Here is a 19371-nt window from a genome sequence, read left to right as displayed (position 1 = left end):
TTTGGAGGTGATTTTTATGATTTTGATGAAGAAAAAAGAACTTGCTGAATTTTTGGAAGTTGATGCTAGAACCATTACAAGATGGGTAAATAAGGGGTGTCCGAGAAAAGGGCATAGTTATAATTTGAAGGAAGTTTTAAAATGGAGAGGTGTAATCGGAGGAGGGGAAATAGGGGCGGAGAATTTAGAAAATTTATCATTACAAGAGCAAAAATTGAAATATGAGATAGATCTTAAAAAAGCTCAGTCAGAATTACATGATCTTAAACTTAAGATTGAAAAAGAAGATTACCTACCCAAAGAAGAAGTGATTAAAAATCTTAATGATGGATTTATAGCTTTTAAAAGATCTTGTCTTAATCTTGAGAATAAAATTGTTATGGAGCTTGGGTATTTAATGACAGATGATGATATGAGAAGGGATGTTAAATCTAAGATACATAACCTTGTTATAACTGCACTTAACAATATATCTAAGGGTAATTTTGATGGATAAATTAAAGGATTGGTATACTGAGTGCCTTAATATATTATCTATATCAGATTTTGACCTAGTTGAGTGGGCTGATAAGTATAGGGAACTCTCCCCTGAGTCATCCTCTGAGATTGGTAAATGGGATACAAAGAGGACTCCATATATGATGGAACCCATGAGAGCAATAAGCGATAAGAGTATCGAGGAGGTTGTAATAATGGCTTCAGCCCAAGTTGGTAAAACAGAGCTTATCCTTAACCTTATTGGGTATTGTATACATCAAGATCCATCTCCGATTATGGTAGTACTCCCAACAGAAGAGATTGCTAATGCGTTCTCGGAGGACAGGTTATCAACTATGATAAGAGATACAGAAGTTCTTAAGGGTAAGGTGTATGAAGCTAAGAGTAGAAATTCTAGTAACACTAAGCTTCATAAAGGATTTGAGGGTGGGCATATCACAATTGTTGGGGCAAATGCACCATCATCCCTTGCATCTAGACCAATTAAAGTACTTTTATGCGATGAGATTGACCGTTACCCAGTGTCTGCAGGTAAAGAGGGAGATCCGGTTACGATAGTTGAGAAACGTACCACAACATTTTTTGATCGCAAGATAATAAAGGTATCAACTCCCACACTCAAAGATGCTAGCAAAATCGAGGAATGCTATAACAAAGGTAGTAGAGGAGTGTGGGAATTACCCTGTCCTAATTGTCACGAGTATCAAGAGCTTAATTTTGAGTATTTAGATATTGATACATATGAGATGTACTGTACTCGTTGTGGTAGTTATGCAAGTGAGCATGAGTGGAAAAGTAATAGTATTAAGGGTAGATGGTATCATAATACACCTGATGCTAAGATTAAGAGTTATAATCTTAATGCATTTGCATCTCCTTGGGTTAGTTGGGAGAGTATCGCAAAAGATTATAAGAGATCAAAAAGAGCTGGAGATTCACAACTGCAAGTATTTTATAATACAGTTTTAGGTTTGCCTTTTGAGGTTAAAGGAGATGTTGGTAATGCTCAAAAGTTATATGGACTCCGTGAGGATTACATTAAGATACCTGATCAAGTTAAGGTATTAACATGCGGAATAGATACTCAGGATAATAGATTAGAGTATGAGATTGTAGGATGGGCCGACGATGACGAAAGCTGGGGTATACAAAAAGGTGTTATTGTAGGCAACCCATCTATCGGACGAGTATGGGAAGAGTTATACAGTATATTAAACACAGAATATGAAAAAGAAGATGGAACTACTCTCACAATAAGTATGAGTTTTATCGACTCTGGAGGGCACTATACTGATAAGGTATACGAATTTGCAAGCAAAATGAAACGCATATTTGCAATAAAGGGAAGAAATGCAATAAATGAAGGATTAATACACCCAAATCCTACATTTATTAAAAGTTATGGTATTTATCTTATATTATTAGGAGTTAATAACGGTAAAGAGCACGTACTACAGATGTGTGATCCTGATAGTACTGTCTTTAGAGCACATTTTCCACGATCTGAAGAGTATAATCTAGAGTATTTTAACCAGCTATTCTCGGAGAAAAGGGTATTAAAGAGTGTTGGAGGGTCAACCCAATATGTGTGGCAGAGTATCAGAAAAAGGAATGAAGCCTTAGATTGCAGAGTATATGCTTATTGTGCTCTTAAATTTATTCTCCCTAGATGGGATAACTACAAGAGTATATTTGTAAGACAAAATAGTAAAAAAGAAACCGCAAGACCTATAAAAAGAAAAAGGAGGAGGAGTATTTGGGATATGTGAGAAGGGAAATATTAAGAGAATTAGATGTTGTAAATGAACGGTTAGCTATATATTTAGAAGCAGAATCTAAAATATTAGAGGGTGCACAAAGCTACACTATAGGGAGTAAGACCTTGGAGAGGGCAAACCTAAAAGAGGTTAGAGAAATGATTGATAATCTGATCCTTAAGAAGAAAGAATTAGAGTTACAATTAAAAGGTCAAGGTCTAAGAAAGAGTTATAGAGTAGTTATTAGAGATCTATAGGAGATGTTATGAATTGGATTGATAAAGCAATTAATTACATAAGCCCTGCATGGGGATTAAAAAGGATTAGAGATAGATCTACAACCCATACAATTGTTAACTCTGGGTATAGCCAGAGTGGAGCGTCGAAAAGAAAAAACTCCCTTAGAGGTTGGACAGCATCATCTAAATCTCCATTAGAGGATATTAATGATAATTTACATATATTAAGGCAGAGATCGAGAAGTCTGTACATGGGTGGAGGGCTTGGAACTGCAGCTATTAAAGTTATGAGATCTAATATTGTTGGTAGTGGATTAAAGCTTAAACCCAATATAGATTACGAATCCTTAGGATTAACGAGAGAAGAAGGTAGACGATGGTGTAAAAATGTTGAGAGGGAGTTTAGTATATGGGCGACATCTAAAGAGTGTGACTATCTAGGACTTAATAATTTTTACGAGCTCCAGTCTATGGCACTTCTTGGAGTGCTCCTCAATGGGGATGCTATAGCACTGGTTAATTATAGTGACATGACTGATGATTATGATTTAAAACTACATCTAGTTGAGTCAGATAGATTAAGTAATCCAGATGGATCGGTAGCAGTTAATTTAACTAGGGATGGCAACAAGATTATAAGTGGCATAGAGGTTAATAATAGAGGTAAACCATTAGCATACTGGATAAGTAATAATCATCCACAAGTTGGATTTAATTATAATAATCCGATTAAATGGACTAGAATAAAAGCGTATAATGAATACACGGGATTTCCTAACGTTTTGTTTAGTTTTAACGCTGAAAGGGCAGGACAATATAGAGGAGTCCCTTTTTTATCGCCTATAATTGAGCTTATAAAAAGTATGGAAAGATACACAGAGGCAGAGGTTACAGCAGCGATTATTAACTCATTTTATTCTGTATTTATAGAAAATGTTGCAGATCCAACTTCTATGCCGTTTCAAAGATCTATCCTAGATGATGAATCAGTTTTAACAGCTGAAGAAAGAGCCGAAAATTATGAATTAGGAGCTGGTACCATAAATGTGCTAGGTAGTGGTGAGAAGGTTGTTTTCTCTGATCCTAAGAGACCGTCTAGTTCTTTCGAGTCGTTCTCAAGCCAAATAACAAAACTTATAGGGGCAACCCTAGAAATACCTTATGAAGTATTAGTTAAGAGTTTTAACAGCTCTTATAGTGCATCAAGAGCAGCACTCCTTGAAGCTTGGAGGTTATTTAGACTTAATAGGGAGTGGTTCATAAGTGATTTTTGTCAACCAGTTTACGAGATGTGGCTTTTTGAGGCTATAAGTAAGGGTAAAATTAAGGCGAGAGGGTATTTTTCTAGTAAATCTATGATGAAATTATGGAGTAGTGCTACATGGATTGGGATCGCACAAGGTCAAATAGACCCAGTGAAAGAGGTTCAAGCAGCAAAATTAAGGATAGATAATGGTTTTTCAACGCGTGAAAAAGAGGCTCAAGAGCTTACAGGAATGGACTTTGAGAGCAATCTAAGGGTATTAGAGAGAGAAAACCAGGGATTATATACAGTTAATAATGTTAAGGAGGGTAATTGAGTGAATTTTTGGAATTTTAAAGATGAAACACCTAATTCTATTGATCTCTATATTAAAGGGATGATAGAGAGCGATGATAACTGGATAAAAGAATATTATGGAGAGCAATATACATCAGAAAATAAGTTTATACGTGAGCTTGATAAGTATAAAAATAAAGATGCTATAAACGTCTATATAAATAGTACTGGGGGATCTGTATTTGCAGCATGCGGAATATATAATAAGCTTAAAAGGTGCAAATCTAAAATAAATTGTTATGTTGATGGTATAGCAGCCAGTGCTGCAACTATTATATTAATGGCTGCTGATATTGTATATATGCCTGTTAACTCTCTATTGATGATACACGACCCTACTACAATATTAAACGGCAATTATAATAAAGAAGAATTGAAATCTAATACTCAAGCACTCGATAAAATAAAAGAGTCGATAATAGAGTCATATCTATCAAAAGTAAAAATATCAAAAGAGGAGCTGTATGAAATGATGTCCAAAGAAACATGGATTACAGCTAAAGACGCGGCAGAGATGGGATTTGCTGATATTGTTTTATATAACAATAATGTTAAATACGAAAACAAAAATAATAAGGTATTTGTTAATAGCCTAGATTGTGGTTATTTGCAAGTACCTTTTAATTTTGAAGGCAAAGGGGAAGTATCTATGAACGAAGTAACAGCAGAAAGAGAAAGATTAAAAGCTATAGATGGTATAGCTAACATGATAGATAAAGATTTAGTCGATAAAGCTAAATATGAACTTAATTGGAATGCTGAGAAACTAGCTTACGAAGCAATTAAACAAAATAAGGTTAATGGCATGGGAGCTTTTTTGAATCATGTTAATGTTAATAGAGAATCGGGAGTTAATGATGTAGCATCATATAGTATAGATAACAATAAGGGTAAAACATTAGAGACTGAAAATAATGCAGATATGACTAATATATTTAACATTATCGCTAGAGCGTTTGAGAGAGGGGGATGTAAGTAATGGATTATATTAAGGATATTGGATCGTGCGATAGAAATAGTATGCTAGGTGGTGTTAAATATCCTCTAATAACAGCTACGGTAGAGCTAGAAAACGATCAGACAGAACTAAATAAGGGTGCAATACTTGGCAAAGTAACGAGTAGCGGTAAGTATAAATTAGTTAATACTAGTGCAGTAGATGGATCTCAAACACCAAATTGTGTGTTAGCTCATAATGTTAATTTAGGAGATATTACTGCTACATGTTATACATCAGGTCAATTTAATTTAAGTCAAGTGTACATAGATGACAATGACAATATTTTAAATTGTGTGGATGATCTTAGGATTGTAAATATCTATATTGCTACGGAGGTGTAAGCGTGATAATCAATGAGAGTACAATACTTAATCTAACTAACAATATGTTTTCCAACAATGCTGGAGATGATGCGTATAAACCTAAAAAGATGTTAGATGCCTATATTAAAAATATGCAGGTATCTACTTTCTTTATAAAAAATTTCTTCAGCCAATCAATTTTGTTTGATACAGAGGAAGTGGATATGGATTTTTATAAAGATAAAAGATCTGTTGCACCCTTTGTATTTGAAGGAGTAGAAATCGTAAATACATCAAGAGAGGGATTTATAACTAAGAGGTATAAAACTCCATACATAGGTATCAATACTATATATGATAGAGATGTGCTTAATAAAAGATTACCTGGAGAGCTTGAGTATGCAGGACTTACCCCAGATGAGAGAGCAGTAACCTTGCAGATGCTCGATTATGTGAGACTTGATAATATGATAACACGCAGGGAAGAGCTTATGTGTGCTGAACTTTTGCAAACTGGCATTGTAACAATTGAGGAGTATAGTTTAGATAAAACTAAACCCGTTAATACAGTTAAAGTGGAATATGATAAAAATAAGTGTGAGCAATTAACAGGAGATAAAGAATGGAGTAATGCTAATGCTGATATATATGGAATGATTGAGAAGAAGGCATTAGATATAAGACAAGCTGGATATAACCCTGAGGTTATTATAATTGGTCACGAAGCGTGGTCTTACATGCTTAAAAATAAATCGATATTAGATGCGTTAGATAATAGACGGATTAATCTTGGGTCTATAGATCCTACAGTAATGTCAAATGAGTCGGGAGAAGGATATTCTTACCTAGGTCAAATTAGTGGTCCTATTATAGGTAATTTACAAATGTACTCGCATAATGCTTGGTATAATAATAGTGATGGTGATTTAACACCTTATTTAGATCCTAATACTGCTATAATAACTCCTAAAAATATTGGAGAGATGCTTTATGGAGCTATAACAATAATACCCCATCCAGATTCGAGCGAGCTTGTAACGTATGCACAAAAGAGAGTACCTAAGATATTAATTAATCATTATGATAATATTAAACAATTAAGTTTGTATTCTAGACCTTTGCCCAAAATATCTGATGTGGATATGTGGACATCGATTAAGGTGGTGGTTTAGTTGTATATTAAAGTTATAAAAGGTAAGGTTAATTATAAAGATAGAGTATATAATACAGGTGAGATGCTAGAATGCAAAAAAGATATCGGAGAAAAGCTCATAAAATCAAAATTATGCGTAGAGGTTAATGAAGAGCTATTTAGGGTACTAACTAAACAAAATAATGTTGTGGCTAATGATAATATAAATGATAAGACTGATAGCAGAGAAAATAAAACAATAGATGATTTAAGAGATGCATTATAATGGGGAGTAATATTAAAGATATTAAGAAGGATATAAATAAATTAGCATCTAAAGTTGTTAAGTCAGATTGTAGAGCTAAAAATAAAGCTGTTGCTAAGATTAAAACGGAGTCAAGGAGGATAATCCAGAGTAAATACAATTTAAAGGCTAAAGATGTATCTAAGACCATAAAAATCAAGAGAGCAAGTTACAGCAACCCAGAGTCTAGCATGACTTTTAAAAGTCATGCTACACCAATAATTGCTCCTATGCTTAAGACCATTAAAATAATGTCAGGATCGAGAAAAAAACGAGGGGCATACAGAGGACAAAAAATTAAAGTACATATTAAAAAGGGTAGCCATAAGAATTTATCTGGCGGAAGATATAAACCATTTTTAATGCGAGTAGGTGGGTCTAAACTTATAGTAGCTCGTAGAGTATCGGAAAAAAGATATAGTACATCGCAAGTTAGGACAGTACCAGTTGCTAAAATGGCTGATAATAAAGATGTATCAAAACATATATTAAAAATAGGGTCAGAAACCTATGATAAAGAGTTCAAGCGGTTAATGGAGTTAAGTAATGTTTAAGGATATTTTAGATGCAGACCTTGATGTATTTGTCAACACAGAGGAATTTGGCGAGGAATCGTCTATAAATGGTAGGTTTATTATTGTAGTAGAAGACAGTGATGGGGTCAAAGAGTATAAAAATAATAATGCTGATTTACTGTATGAAGACCTATTGATGATATATTGCAGGGTGCAAGACCTTGATAGTATTAATATTGATAATTATGTAGATTATAATGGAATGTTTTATACTGTACTATCAAAGGATAAACAAGGCGGAATGTATCAACTAGTATTAAAAAGATCAACTCAAGGGTCTATAAAGGAGTGGATTTAAATATTTAAGTAATTTAATTAGTATATTAGTAATATTGTGTAAATTCCTTGATAAAACAATTGCCTAGTTAGTATAATTAAAACAGGTTAATTAAATTGTTATGATCGTCTAAATATTTATTATATGATTATTACGAGGGGTTTTATATGAATAATCAAGAAAAATTACTTGCCAGATTGATGTTTAGGAATAAGATTTTTACAAGTAATGGTCAAGCTTTTGAAGATTTATTTATATCAATAATGAATTATGCTGAGAAGGGATTTAAACCCATTAAACCTTGGGGTAATATAGGTGATAGAAAGAATGATGGTTATATAAAAAGTACAGGAACATTTTATCAAGTATATGCCCCAGAAGAAATTGAAAAGTCCTATCGTAATACTGTAAATAAAATATGTACAGATTTTAAGAGATTAATAGAACAGTGGACTCCAGTTAAAAAATTTTACTTTGTTATAAATGATAAGTATAAAGGTGTTAATGCAGATGCTGAGCAGATAATGCAACAAATAAAAAAAAATTATAAATTAGAGGATGCAGAAATACTTATAGCAAAAGATCTTGAAAATATTTTATTTGAAGAATTAGAAGATGATGAAATTATTAGTATAATTGGGATATTACCAAATTTAGATTATATTAAAAGAATTGATTATTCTATATTAAATGAAGTTATTGATCATATAATGTCATTACCATTAGATATTAGTATGGATGATAAAATTACAGTTCCAGATTGGGAAGAAAAAATAAAATATAACAATTTATCTGAAGGAGTTAAAAAATATTTAGATAGTGCTTCTATTCAATTAGTTAGTCTAGATGAATATTTATCAAATAATAGTATTTTTTTATCAAATTCTTTAAAAGAGAAATTAAGCGATACATATGAAACATTTAAAGGTAAGGAAGCAGGAGATTCTCTATTTCTTTCTATACTAAATACTCTTACTCCTATACAGCAATATGCATATCAGTGTGTGGTAATAGTGATAATGGCTAAATATTTTGAAACTTGTGATATATTTGAAGAACCAAAGGAGGATAAAAATGATTATACCAAATAAACATATTAAGTTTTCAGAATCTTTACTTGGTTTTGGAGCATATATTTTAAAAAAAATATCCTCAGAAAGTACGGTAGATTTTTTGTGGAATGAATATCAGAAAGATTTGTCAGAAGATAAATATAAATCAAAGCACAATTTTGATAATTTTTTAATTACTCTAGTTTTTCTGAACTCAATTGGAGCAATAGAAGAGAGAAATGGAGGTATTGTCAGATGTATCTCATAAAAATATCAGCCAATAAGAGTAATTTTAAAACAATTAAATTTAATAAGTTTGGATTAAATTTTATAGTAGCCAAACAAAAAAATGAGGATAATTACGATGTAAGCAAAACATATAATGGAGTTGGAAAATCATTAGTAATAAAAATAATTCATTTTTGTTTAGGAGCAGATAGTAAACATTATAATTCTTTTTGTTCTGAATTAGTGGACTGGGAGTTTTATTTAGACTTTGAAATTAATAGAACAATTTACAGGGCTGAAAGGAAAACATCAGATCCTAATCGTGTTATTTTAAATGGTAAGGAATTGTCTATAAATAATTTTAATAAAATAATGCAAGATTTATGTTTTAACATACCTAATGACATAAGTTACTTATCTTTTAGATCATTGATTCCTTTTTTTATAAGACCTAATAGGAAAAGTTATGTTAATTTTGATGAGGCACAAGCTGTTCCCAATCCTTATCAGAAAATGTTATATAATTCATTTTTGTTAGGACTAAATGTAACCTTAGCTCAAGATAAGCATAATTTAAAAGTCGAACAAGATAGAATTCAGAAATTTGAAAAGAATTTCGAAAAAGATGATTTATTACGTAAGTTTTTATTAGGTAAGAGGGATGTATCGTTAACTATTGATGACTTGGATGATCAGATAAGTAAATTAGAGAATGACTTAAAAGATTTTAAAGTGGCTGAAAATTATTATGATATACAGATACAGGCTAATAAAATTGAAAAAGAATTATTTGAATTAAGAAATAAGATTATTTTACTAAGTAATAATTTGGATTTAGTAAATGAGAGTTTACAAATTAAGCCTAGCGATGAAAATGCTAGAAATATTTTAAAAATATATGAAGAATCTAATATTTATTTCAGTGAACTAATAACAAAAAGATTAGAGGATTTAGAAGAATTTTACAAAAAATTAATTGATAGCCGTAAAAGGAGATTATATGAGCAGAAGATAAAACTAGAAAAACAATTGAGCGAAGAAAATGAAAATGCAAGAAACTTACAAATTGAATTTGATAAATTGATGATATATTTAGGTGAGCATGGTGCTTTAGATGTTTTTGTTAAGTTAAGTGAAAAATTATCCAATTTAAAATCAAATCGTGATAGTTTGAAAAAGTATCACGATTTACAAATAGAATATAGGGATAGATTACGTAACATAGAAAAAGAGCAAATTGAACAGTCAGGTATAACTGATAAATATTTAATTGATACTTATTCTGAAGTGAATGAATTGAGGAATTATTTTAGAGATATCGCGAAACGATTTTATCCAAATAATGTTGTAGGTTTGACGATTGAAAATAATGATGGTAGCAATAAACAAAGGTTCAATATTGAGGCAAAAATAGAATCTGATAATTCGGATGGAATTAATAATGTTAAAATATTTTGTTATGATTTAACTTTGTTATTTAAGGGTAAAAATCATAAAATTAATTTTATTTTTCATGATAGCAGATTATTTGATGGGATTGATGATAGACAAAAGGCTGAACTTATATCAGTTTTAAATGAAAAATTTAGTGATACAAATAATCAATATATTGCTTCTATTAATCAGAATCAAATTAAAGGGATAAAATATATTTTAGGTGAAGAACGTTATAAAGAAATAATTGAAGATAATACAATATTAGTTTTAACAGATGAGGATGTTTCTGAAAAATTATTAGGTGTGCAAGTAGATATTGAGGATAAATAAATTAAGGGAGTGGTTATAATAGAAATTAATTCTCAACTTAATAAATTACGTGATATACTTAAGATCAATGTATGTAATAAGATAAAACTTAAAGCAGAGACTAAAACAAGAGAATATGAGCTTGTTAACCCTAAATGTTTTGTGTTTGCTCCTCGTGAGATGCGATTAGAAAATATAAACTATCCATTTATATCGATTGAATTCGACGAGATAATAGATAATAGACAGACTGAGTTATATAGTATACAGTTATATGTATTTGTGTTTGATAATGGTATTAATGTACTACACAATAACGGACTGAGGAGTTACTATCCAAACAAAGGAGATGGATATGTAACTCTTTTTAATTTTGTTACTAAAATAAGACGAGAATTAATAATAAACAGGGATGTAGGTAAGCTTATAAAGCCTGATATGACCATAAAATTAATCGAGGGGGTTGAACCACCTTATTATGGGGCTGTAATACTATTTAAAATGTCAGGGTTAGCATACCCTCAACCAACTGATAAAGAGATACAAGATTTTTTAGATTTATAAGGAGGTAAATATGAGTTACAAAAGAGGGATAAATGTAAATATAGTATCAAGTGAGACTATAAGTAAGGATTATAACAACGTAACTATACCAGTGTATATTGGGTTATTGCCAGTACATCAATTACAAGATTATACAGATAGAATTAATAATCCCATAGTAGTTAATAGTTTTGATGATGTTTATAAAACTGGGTATAGCGATGATTGGAAATATACGCTGTGTGAACCGATATACGCACATTTTAAAAATGATTTTGATGTTGTCGGTCCGATTGTACTTATAAATGTGCTAGATCCTAGCACTAATCAGACAATCGAGAAGGCAATTAATGTTAATTTTGTTAATGGTGTAGGTAAACTTAGTGGAGGAGACATTATAAGGAATACAATAACTATAAGTGACCTAATTATCGATGAAGATTTTAAAGTTGAGTATAGTCAAGATGGACAAACTGTAGTAATAACTGATTTATCCTCAACCTTAGATGGTGATGAAGAGGTTAGATACAAAGAGATTGATCTATCAGGTGTTAACGAGGATACAATAATAGGTAAGATAGCATTAGATGGCAAAAGAAGTGGTATCAAAGCATTACCTTATGTGTACTCTAAACTTAATATGATACCAGGTTTATTACTTTGTCCAGGCTACTCTCACTTACAAAGAGTGCATGATGAGATGATTTATGCAGCTAATAACATAAACAATCATTGGAATGCTTTTGCGTATACTGATTTACCTTGTGATGATAGTATTAATACAGTTGATAAGGCTATTAAATGTAAAACTGATAGAGGGTACACATCTCCAGTCGAAGTAACCAATTATCCTAAAGCATATAATAAGGGAAAAATTTATCATTTAAGCGTTTTAAGGTCAGTTGTTGCTCAAAAGGTAGATAAGGCAAATAAATTTCCGAATGATCCTCCATCAAACCGGGTAATAAATATACAAAAGCTTGTGTTAGATAATAGTAAGGATATAGATATCGATGAGATTGATGCTAAAAAGTTAAATTCTGTAGGTATATCTACTGCAATTAAATTTGAGGGATCGTGGAGAACTTGGGGAGTACATACATCAGCTTATACTTATGATACTAGTGATAGCATGGATCCACGAGATATGTATGAGTCAAGTGTAAGGGTTGTAAGGCACTTGGGTAATGTTTTTCAGCGTAAATTTTGGGATAAGATTGATAAAGGTCTTAATAAAGGGATTATTGAGTCTATTATTAACGATTTTCAGCGTGATGTTTTAGATTTATACGTTAGTCAAGGTAAACTATTATACGGAACTATTGAGTTTTTATATGATGAAAATCCTGCATCTGATATGCTGCAAGGAGATTTTAAATTTAATATTGATGTGACTGGTGGACTTGTGGTTAAGAGTATAACTGCTCTACTTAGATGGACTCCTAAAGGCATCAATTTATTATTTGAGGGTGGAGAGTAAGTATGAAAATAAGTGGAGATGTTATTGCTAATAAGATAAGGATTAATGATGTAGATATAGAAGATGTCACGTCTATTGAATTGCCAGAGATTACAAACGGAACTTATGAAGTTAAAGGATCAGGCATCATGGGTACAATAGATATGCCATCTTTTACTAAAATTGAGGGGTTAACGCTAACGATAGAATACAGGAGCTCAACAGAAAATAATATACATTTGTTAGCTCCAAATGTGCACGATATTAAGATGGCATTTGTCAAAGATGTTGTTGGCGACGATGGTGTAGTTGCTGCGGATGGTAATAAATTATTTATGCAAGTTAGATCTAAAAGTCATAAAATAGGAACTATTACAAATGGTGAGAATATGTCAGCTAGTGCTACTTTTGAAGTTTTGTCTTATAAGCAGGTAGATGGACATGGTAAGGAGCTTATTAATATAGATAAAATAAAATATATTTATAGGATTAACGGGACTGATTACGCAGAACAAACACGTAATTACATTAATCAGATGTAGGTGGGGTTATGATATTTAATTATAAATTTAGTACTCCTTTGATAATACATACTACAACTGGCGTGGAAGAAATTGGGGAGATCAATATAGATCTAGATGAATTAACTATAAGTGATTTAATAGAGGTCGAGAAGAGATATACTAAGATTATCGATGGTAATGTTGTACCAGTTGTACAGCGTGAGTATACTAATTGTTATCACGCATCAGTACTGGAAGTAATACTTAAAAAACAATATCCTAAGCTTTTAATAACATCTAAAGACATCGAAAATATAAAAGGTGAGGATGCCCGAAATCTTTTATTTACTATAAAATCTCTTTATTTAAATATATTTTTAGAACAGAGCATTAAAACGATCGATAGTATAAGTGGTGATAATATATGATATTAAATCTTAATAAACCGATTAAAGATAACAGAGATAAGTATATTAAATGCCTTGAATATGATTTATATGATCTTACTATTAAAGATTTTAATAGCATTGAAAAGATATATTTTAATTTAATGCAAGATAATAACGTTGAATATTTGATACCAGAGTCACAGCTTATATATAAGTTATGTGCTTTTTTTATATCCTCTTGTAAATTCAACAAAAACCTTAGTTTTGTTGAGTTTTTACGTATTAAAGGCAAAGATAAAAGACGTATAGTTAAGATAATTGATAACTTTTTTATACCTAAAGAGATTATTAGTAAAAAAAAAGACTAAAATTAATAATTAATGTAGCTAACATACTACATACCGATCCTCTAAAGCTTATGGATTTACCTTTAGAGGATTTTTTAATATTTACCGATATAGCATCAGCAAGACTGGAGGTGATTAAAAATAGCAAGCAGAAAGGTATATGAGACTTTATTTAATTTTGCTGGTAAATTAGATTCTACTTTTAATGCAGCAATCAAAAAATTAAATAGTGGATTTGATAAGATTGAGCAAAAATTTGGATCTTTAAAAAAATGTGGAGATAAATTTAATTCGATCGGAAATAAATTAACTCTCGGTGTTACAGCTCCGATATCTGCTGCAGCAACTATGGCTGGTAAGTTTGCGATTGATTTTGATGCAGGCATGAGGAAAGTAAATACCATGCTTTATAAAACAGGGGAGGAATTTAAAGGATTAAAGCAAAAGGCTTTAGAGTTTTCTTCTGAGTTTGGAATAGCCAATAAAGATGTAACAGAGAGTATATATCAAGCACTATCCGCAGGTGTTAAAGAGGATGATATATTTAAGGTTTTGGAAGTTGGGGCTAAGGCATCAAAGGGTGGTTTTACCGATATGACAACTGCTATTGATGGGATCACTAACATACTTAATTCCTACGGACTTGCAGCAGATAGCTCCAACGAAATAGCTAATCAAATGCTTGTTGCCCAGAATATGGGTAAAACAACATTTGGAGAGCTTGCAACAACTGTATCCAAAGTACCACCTATTTTTAATCAATTAAATTTAGGTACTAATGAGTTATTTTCGAGTCTCGCTGTTTTAACTGCTAATGGTATAGCAACATCTGAGGGTGTATCAGCTCTTAAAGCAGCTTTATCTAATATTATTAAGCCTACTAAAGAGGCAGAAAATGCAGCTAAAGCTTTAGGGATTAGTTTTGATGCTAAAACTTTAGGCGATAAAGGATTAATGGGGTTTGCATCATATATACAAGATGCTATTAAAAGTGCAGTTCCTGAGTATGCAAAACTTGTAAAAGCACATGAATCAACCCTTAATGAAATGTCATACCTTGAAAATAGTGAGAGCAAAGAAGGGAAAGCAAGATATAAAGAGCTTAAGGGTTTAGTAGCTAAACAAAAAGCGGATTTAGAAATGCTAGCTACTGCGGCTGATAGTCCTATAGCAGGATTTGCAAATTTATTTGGATCCGTAGAAGGATTAAACGCTATGCTTATTTTGGGATCTGAACAGGGAGCAGATTTATTTAATCGCACAATGCAGGAGATGGAGAGTAACACGGAAGCTTTAAATAATGCATTTAATGAGATGGATAGCTCTAAAGCAAATGAAATCCAAAAGACTTGGGTTAAGTTACAAAACACACTTACTAAATTGGGCGAAAATCTTTTACCCATATTGAGTCAAGGTCTTGAGATGGTTAATAGTATGCTTGATAGATTTAATAATTTAAGTCCACAAACTCAGCAGTTATTGATGGGTATAGTTGGAGCAGCAGCACTAGCAGGACCATCTTTTAAGGTTTTTGGGTCGAGTTTAAAATATTTATCTAAGATTAGGAGTATGGTTAGTAGTATTAAAATAGCTAAAGATGCTGGTAGTAGTATATCTATGATTAGTAAATCATCTAACATATTGACTAAAAGTTTGAGATCGTTAGCTCCATTACTAACAAAGACAGGATTATTAGCATCTGGAGGACTTGCCGTAGGAGCGGTAGCTGCTGGATTAGCAGTAGCTTTAGTTAACAAAGAAACAAATAAAATGGTTAAATCTTTTGATTATCTTGGAGAGTCTTTAGGGGAGGGCGGAAAAGAATTTGCAGAGATTGAAGGTAAAATCGATAGCGTTAAAAATAAATTAGGAGCATTAACAGCCACAGAAGTTAAGATAACTCCAGAAGCTCAAGCAACTTTTTTAGGGGAAGTACAATTAATAGTAGATGAAGTTAAGAATAATTTGGATAAAAAATTAGAAGAGGATATAGAACTAGCGAAAAAACGTGGATATACAGATGAAGAAATTGATAAGGTTAAAAATAAGAACCAAAACAGAAAAGATGAAGTTGAGAAAAATAATCAGATGATTATTGAAATATCTAATGCGGCACAAAAAGATAATAGAAGTTTTACAAAAGATGAGCAGAATGAGATTAATAATCTTATGCGTAATATAAGTAAAATTAATATGCAGAGTAGTGGGATTACACTTGATGAGATAGATGCATACATTGCCTTAAAAAGTGATGTTAAAAATACAAAAGCTGAAGATTTAGTACCTGTTATAAAAGAACTTAATGCAGCCGTAGAAAGTCAAAAAGAATTGCTGAAGACTAACAATGTTGAAGAAAAAAAGATGTTAACTTTTGATTTAGATAATGAAAAGATAACTAAACAAGAGTATGAAAACAGATTAAGTATCTTGGAATCTCAATATACACAAGATTTAGCTGAAATTGAGAGGTTGCGGGGAGAAGAGCTTGTTAAAATGTACGAAACCTATGGTAAGGTTATGGATTACATTAATATTAATACGGGAGAGCTTGAAAATAGTATTACTAGATTTTTTACAACACTTGGATTTGACGCTGAAAGAGATAAAAGGTCAATTGTTAATCAGTATGGTACAGGTGAGCAACAAGAACAAATATTAGGTGATGATTACACTAAATACAATACTAAATTACAAGAACATAAAATGAGCATTGATAATAGTATTCAGAGCGTTGATGCACATAAACAAAGCAATGAAATGGATGCTATGGCGGTTGAAGATAATATGCTAAAGACTCAGCAGAGTACATTAGCTACTCAGGGACTAACAGGAGCTACATATAATTTTGATTATTTTGCAAGTCAAGCAGCATCTAATATTAATAATGCTATCAATGGGGTTAATGCTAAAATTAATGATCTTAACAATAGATCTGTTAATGTATCAGTTGGTAACAATAATAATGGAGTAAAAATGTACGCTAAAGGTGGGATAGCTAATAAGCCATCTATATTTGGTGAGGATGGACCAGAGATAGCAATACCACTTAGACCAGGCAATAAAAGGTCGGAAGATTTAGTAAGACAAGCTGCCAGTATATTAGGTATGGATACGACTGGTGGAGGAGTACCAGGTGGATATAATAATAGCACTAGTAGCAATAATATAAATCTATCTTTTAATGTTACTGTTAATGGTGGAGATGATAATATACAAAAGGTCCTGGAATCAACTGCAAATAATTTGAAAGATAAACTTAGAGAGCTCTTAACAGAGATTGAGATTGAGAAAGCGAGGGCAAGTCTTGGATATTAATAATGTAACTTTAGATATTAAGCTTATAGATACTACATTTAAAATTACAGATACATATACAACAAGTAAGTATGATACATGGGATTTAATATCCTTAAGATTTTATGAGGATGAAAAGTATATGGATAGTCTTATTTATGCTAACAGAGAACTGAATATAGATGGTTTTATCGATTGTGATATACAAATCAAGATACCAGAGCTTAAAAAAGATTATACAAGCACATTACCGCCATGGAGGAGATAGACTTGATTAAAGTACTTATTGATAATGTAGATGTAACAGATAGTTTATTAATAAGAGATGTAGACTATGTAGATTATGCAAGAGGTAAGGTTGATCTCTTGGAAATTAATCTAAGTAATATTGACAAGGACTGGGAAAAATGGGGTCTTAAAATAGACCAGGAGATTGAAGTTATATATATAAGTGATAAGGGTGAGTACAGTACCAAGATTATGTTTGTTGATGATTTTAAGGTTACTCCAGGAGGATTTAAAATCTTAGCTAAGTCTATAAATCTCAAGTCTAAAACTAATACCACAAGGGTGTGGGAAAATGTGACCTTAGATACTATTTTTAATGATATAGCTTCACGGTATGGTTTTACTTATTATTCTTATGACACCATAAATTATGTATATAGTAGAGTTGAGCAACACGCAGGTGATTTCTCACTTTTAGGCAAACTAGCTGAGAGAGAAGGATATTCGATTAAGATATTTGACAAAAGGATTATACTCTTTAACGATAAGATATTTGAGTCTAAATCTCCGATCAAGACAATTAAACGAGATGAAATATTAGGTAATTATAATGTTAATACTAAGCAAAATAATAAATACTCAAAATTAGTTATTAATAGCTCTTATGGCAAAGTGGAGGAAGTATCAGAGGATATTGTAGGAGGGACTAAGGAGCTGTATGAAGGTGATATATACATAAGCTCCCTTGGTGAGGGACAGAGGTTTGCTAAGAATTTACTATATAAAATCAATCAAGATTATCAAAATATTATACTTAAGATTGATGGAGATGCATCAATAGCGGCAGGGAATACGGTTAATATTAGTGGATTTGATGAGTATGATGGTAAATATTTTATTGAAGAAAATAGAGTACATTTAGATAACAATTTTTTTATGGATTTAGCATTAAGGAGGGTTATGTAATGGTTATAAAGGGTAAGATAAGCTCATTTGAGGGATCAAAAATAAGGGTAGTATTTCCTGAGCGTAACAATATAGTATCTCCACCCCTCCCCTCTGTTGTTGTTCAGCCTTTAATAGAACTTATGGTGGGTGATACTGTTGTAGTAGGTTTTACAGGAGCCGAAATCCGAGATGGTGTGGTGCTTGGTAAGATAAATGATAGGTAAGTTTAAAGATAAGATATTTACTGTATCTAATGAGCAAATATATACTTTTAATTCATTCACAAACAGCGTAAAACTCAGCTATGAGGAAAAAGAGGTGGAAGGTAGTAAGTCTAAGATGTATATAAAGGGTGCATCATTACAGGATTTATCTTTAACAATTGATTTAATAGCAGAGCTTGGAGTAGACGTAGAAGCTGAGATAAATGACTGGAAAAGTTATGCAGAGATTGGAGTTAGGGATAGTTTGTATATAGCTAATAAAAAATATGGTGGTAATTGGATAGTAATTGGAGTCAGTGTGAGTGATATGATCAGTGATGCTAAAACGATTATATCAGCTACCATTAATGTAGATTTTAAAGAGTTTGCAGGTCAAGATAATAGCAAAAGTAAAAAAGTATCTAATGATAAATCTGATGCATCAACAAAGTTAAAGGAGTGATTATATGGGCATTAATTGGGAGATAGCAGATAAGGATCAGATTATACAAAATGCACGTAATTTAATAAGCGTGGGAATGTTTGATATACCTCTTAATAGACAGATAGGAGTATCGAGAGAATACTTAGATAAACGTAAAGAAGAAGCTGAATTATTACTCTTAAGTGAGATAGATCGTAATATTGATATATATGAACCCAGAGCGAAACTTAAAGGTTTGTCGCTTGAAGAAGATGGACTAGGAGATTACAAGATAAACGTAGAGATTATAGGGAGAGATTGAT

General features: G+C 31.7%; 24 protein-coding genes. All 24 read left to right on the top strand.

Annotation, left to right across the window (positions count from 1 at the left end; translation table 11 throughout):
* Positions 1–16 precede the first annotated feature (16 nt).
* Complete coding sequence (locus tag SFBMNL_RS07540) at positions 17–496, top strand: hypothetical protein (protein ID WP_042294023.1); 480 nt, start codon at positions 17–19, stop codon at positions 494–496.
* On the top strand, positions 489–2267 hold the full coding sequence (locus SFBMNL_RS07535; protein ID WP_052341879.1) for a phage terminase large subunit family protein: 1779 nt from the start codon (positions 489–491) through the stop codon (positions 2265–2267). Before SFBMNL_RS07540 ends, SFBMNL_RS07535 begins: the two co-directional genes overlap by 8 nt.
* Positions 2264–2512 (top strand): DUF6148 family protein, encoded by a 249-nt coding sequence (locus tag SFBMNL_RS07530; protein ID WP_242838792.1) that lies wholly within the window; start codon positions 2264–2266, stop codon positions 2510–2512. The genes SFBMNL_RS07535 and SFBMNL_RS07530 overlap by 4 nt, the downstream gene beginning before the upstream one ends.
* 8 nt (positions 2513–2520) lie before the next feature.
* A complete protein-coding gene (locus SFBMNL_RS07525; protein ID WP_042294026.1) occupies positions 2521–4074 on the top strand; it encodes a phage portal protein in 1554 nt (517 codons plus the stop codon).
* The gene (locus SFBMNL_RS08110) at positions 4075–5073 is read left to right on the top strand and encodes a head maturation protease, ClpP-related (protein ID WP_052341881.1); all 999 of its coding nucleotides are present in this window, start codon (positions 4075–4077) and stop codon (positions 5071–5073) included.
* Positions 5073–5435 carry a head decoration protein gene (locus SFBMNL_RS07515; protein WP_052341882.1) on the top strand — a complete coding sequence of 121 codons (363 nt, stop codon included), beginning with the start codon at positions 5073–5075 and terminating at the stop codon, positions 5433–5435. The genes SFBMNL_RS08110 and SFBMNL_RS07515 overlap by 1 nt, the downstream gene beginning before the upstream one ends.
* A 2-nt stretch (positions 5436–5437) precedes the next feature.
* Positions 5438–6568 (top strand): major capsid protein, encoded by a 1131-nt coding sequence (locus SFBMNL_RS07510; RefSeq protein ID WP_042295104.1) that lies wholly within the window; start codon positions 5438–5440, stop codon positions 6566–6568.
* On the top strand, positions 6569–6814 hold the full coding sequence (locus SFBMNL_RS07505; protein WP_042295103.1) for a hypothetical protein: 246 nt from the start codon (positions 6569–6571) through the stop codon (positions 6812–6814).
* A complete protein-coding gene (locus SFBMNL_RS07500; RefSeq protein WP_042295101.1) occupies positions 6814–7386 on the top strand; it encodes a phage tail protein in 573 nt (190 codons plus the stop codon). Before SFBMNL_RS07505 ends, SFBMNL_RS07500 begins: the two co-directional genes overlap by 1 nt.
* Positions 7379–7705 (top strand): hypothetical protein, encoded by a 327-nt coding sequence (locus SFBMNL_RS07495; RefSeq protein ID WP_042294034.1) that lies wholly within the window; start codon positions 7379–7381, stop codon positions 7703–7705. The genes SFBMNL_RS07500 and SFBMNL_RS07495 overlap by 8 nt, the downstream gene beginning before the upstream one ends.
* A gap of 146 nt (positions 7706–7851) precedes the next feature.
* The gene (locus tag SFBMNL_RS08105) at positions 7852–8775 is read left to right on the top strand and encodes an ABC-three component system protein (RefSeq protein WP_052341883.1); all 924 of its coding nucleotides are present in this window, start codon (positions 7852–7854) and stop codon (positions 8773–8775) included.
* Entirely contained in the window at positions 8759–9004 is a 246-nt protein-coding gene (locus SFBMNL_RS07485) for an ABC-three component system middle component 6 (protein WP_042294036.1), read from the top strand. Before SFBMNL_RS08105 ends, SFBMNL_RS07485 begins: the two co-directional genes overlap by 17 nt.
* Entirely contained in the window at positions 8992–10731 is a 1740-nt protein-coding gene (locus SFBMNL_RS07480; RefSeq protein WP_042294038.1) for a DUF2326 domain-containing protein, read from the top strand. Before SFBMNL_RS07485 ends, SFBMNL_RS07480 begins: the two co-directional genes overlap by 13 nt.
* A 9-nt stretch (positions 10732–10740) precedes the next feature.
* Complete coding sequence (locus tag SFBMNL_RS07475; protein WP_042294040.1) at positions 10741–11274, top strand: hypothetical protein; 534 nt, start codon at positions 10741–10743, stop codon at positions 11272–11274.
* Between the two features lie 10 nt (positions 11275–11284).
* Entirely contained in the window at positions 11285–12733 is a 1449-nt protein-coding gene (locus tag SFBMNL_RS07470) for a hypothetical protein (RefSeq protein ID WP_042295099.1), read from the top strand.
* Positions 12734–12735: 2 nt separating this feature from the next.
* On the top strand, positions 12736–13254 hold the full coding sequence (locus SFBMNL_RS07465) for a phage major tail tube protein (RefSeq protein WP_042294044.1): 519 nt from the start codon (positions 12736–12738) through the stop codon (positions 13252–13254).
* An 8-nt stretch (positions 13255–13262) separates the two neighbouring features.
* A complete protein-coding gene (locus SFBMNL_RS07460) occupies positions 13263–13643 on the top strand; it encodes a hypothetical protein (RefSeq protein ID WP_042294046.1) in 381 nt (126 codons plus the stop codon).
* Complete coding sequence (locus SFBMNL_RS07455; protein WP_042294048.1) at positions 13640–13972, top strand: hypothetical protein; 333 nt, start codon at positions 13640–13642, stop codon at positions 13970–13972. The genes SFBMNL_RS07460 and SFBMNL_RS07455 overlap by 4 nt, the downstream gene beginning before the upstream one ends.
* Before the next feature lie 327 nt (positions 13973–14299).
* Positions 14300–17266 (top strand): phage tail tape measure protein, encoded by a 2967-nt coding sequence (locus SFBMNL_RS07450; protein ID WP_042295098.1) that lies wholly within the window; start codon positions 14300–14302, stop codon positions 17264–17266.
* On the top strand, positions 17256–17513 hold the full coding sequence (locus SFBMNL_RS07445) for a hypothetical protein (RefSeq protein WP_052341884.1): 258 nt from the start codon (positions 17256–17258) through the stop codon (positions 17511–17513). Before SFBMNL_RS07450 ends, SFBMNL_RS07445 begins: the two co-directional genes overlap by 11 nt.
* A gap of 2 nt (positions 17514–17515) precedes the next feature.
* Positions 17516–18439, top strand: coding sequence for a phage late control D family protein (locus SFBMNL_RS07440; protein WP_042294052.1), 924 nt, complete (start codon positions 17516–17518; stop codon positions 18437–18439).
* Positions 18439–18645 carry a hypothetical protein gene (locus tag SFBMNL_RS07435; protein WP_042294055.1) on the top strand — a complete coding sequence of 69 codons (207 nt, stop codon included), beginning with the start codon at positions 18439–18441 and terminating at the stop codon, positions 18643–18645. Before SFBMNL_RS07440 ends, SFBMNL_RS07435 begins: the two co-directional genes overlap by 1 nt.
* Positions 18635–19087: a phage tail protein gene (locus SFBMNL_RS07430; protein ID WP_042294057.1), complete on the top strand. Its 453-nt coding sequence runs from the start codon at positions 18635–18637 to the stop codon at positions 19085–19087. The genes SFBMNL_RS07435 and SFBMNL_RS07430 overlap by 11 nt, the downstream gene beginning before the upstream one ends.
* A gap of 4 nt (positions 19088–19091) precedes the next feature.
* Positions 19092–19370, top strand: a complete 279-nt coding sequence (locus SFBMNL_RS07425; protein WP_042294060.1) for a hypothetical protein — start codon at positions 19092–19094, stop codon at positions 19368–19370.
* Position 19371: the final 1 nt, after the last annotated feature.

Source organism: Candidatus Arthromitus sp. SFB-mouse-NL (assembly GCF_000709435.1).
GTDB lineage: Bacteria > Bacillota > Clostridia > Clostridiales > Clostridiaceae > Dwaynesavagella.
This window is presented reverse-complemented; position numbering and strand designations above follow the sequence as displayed.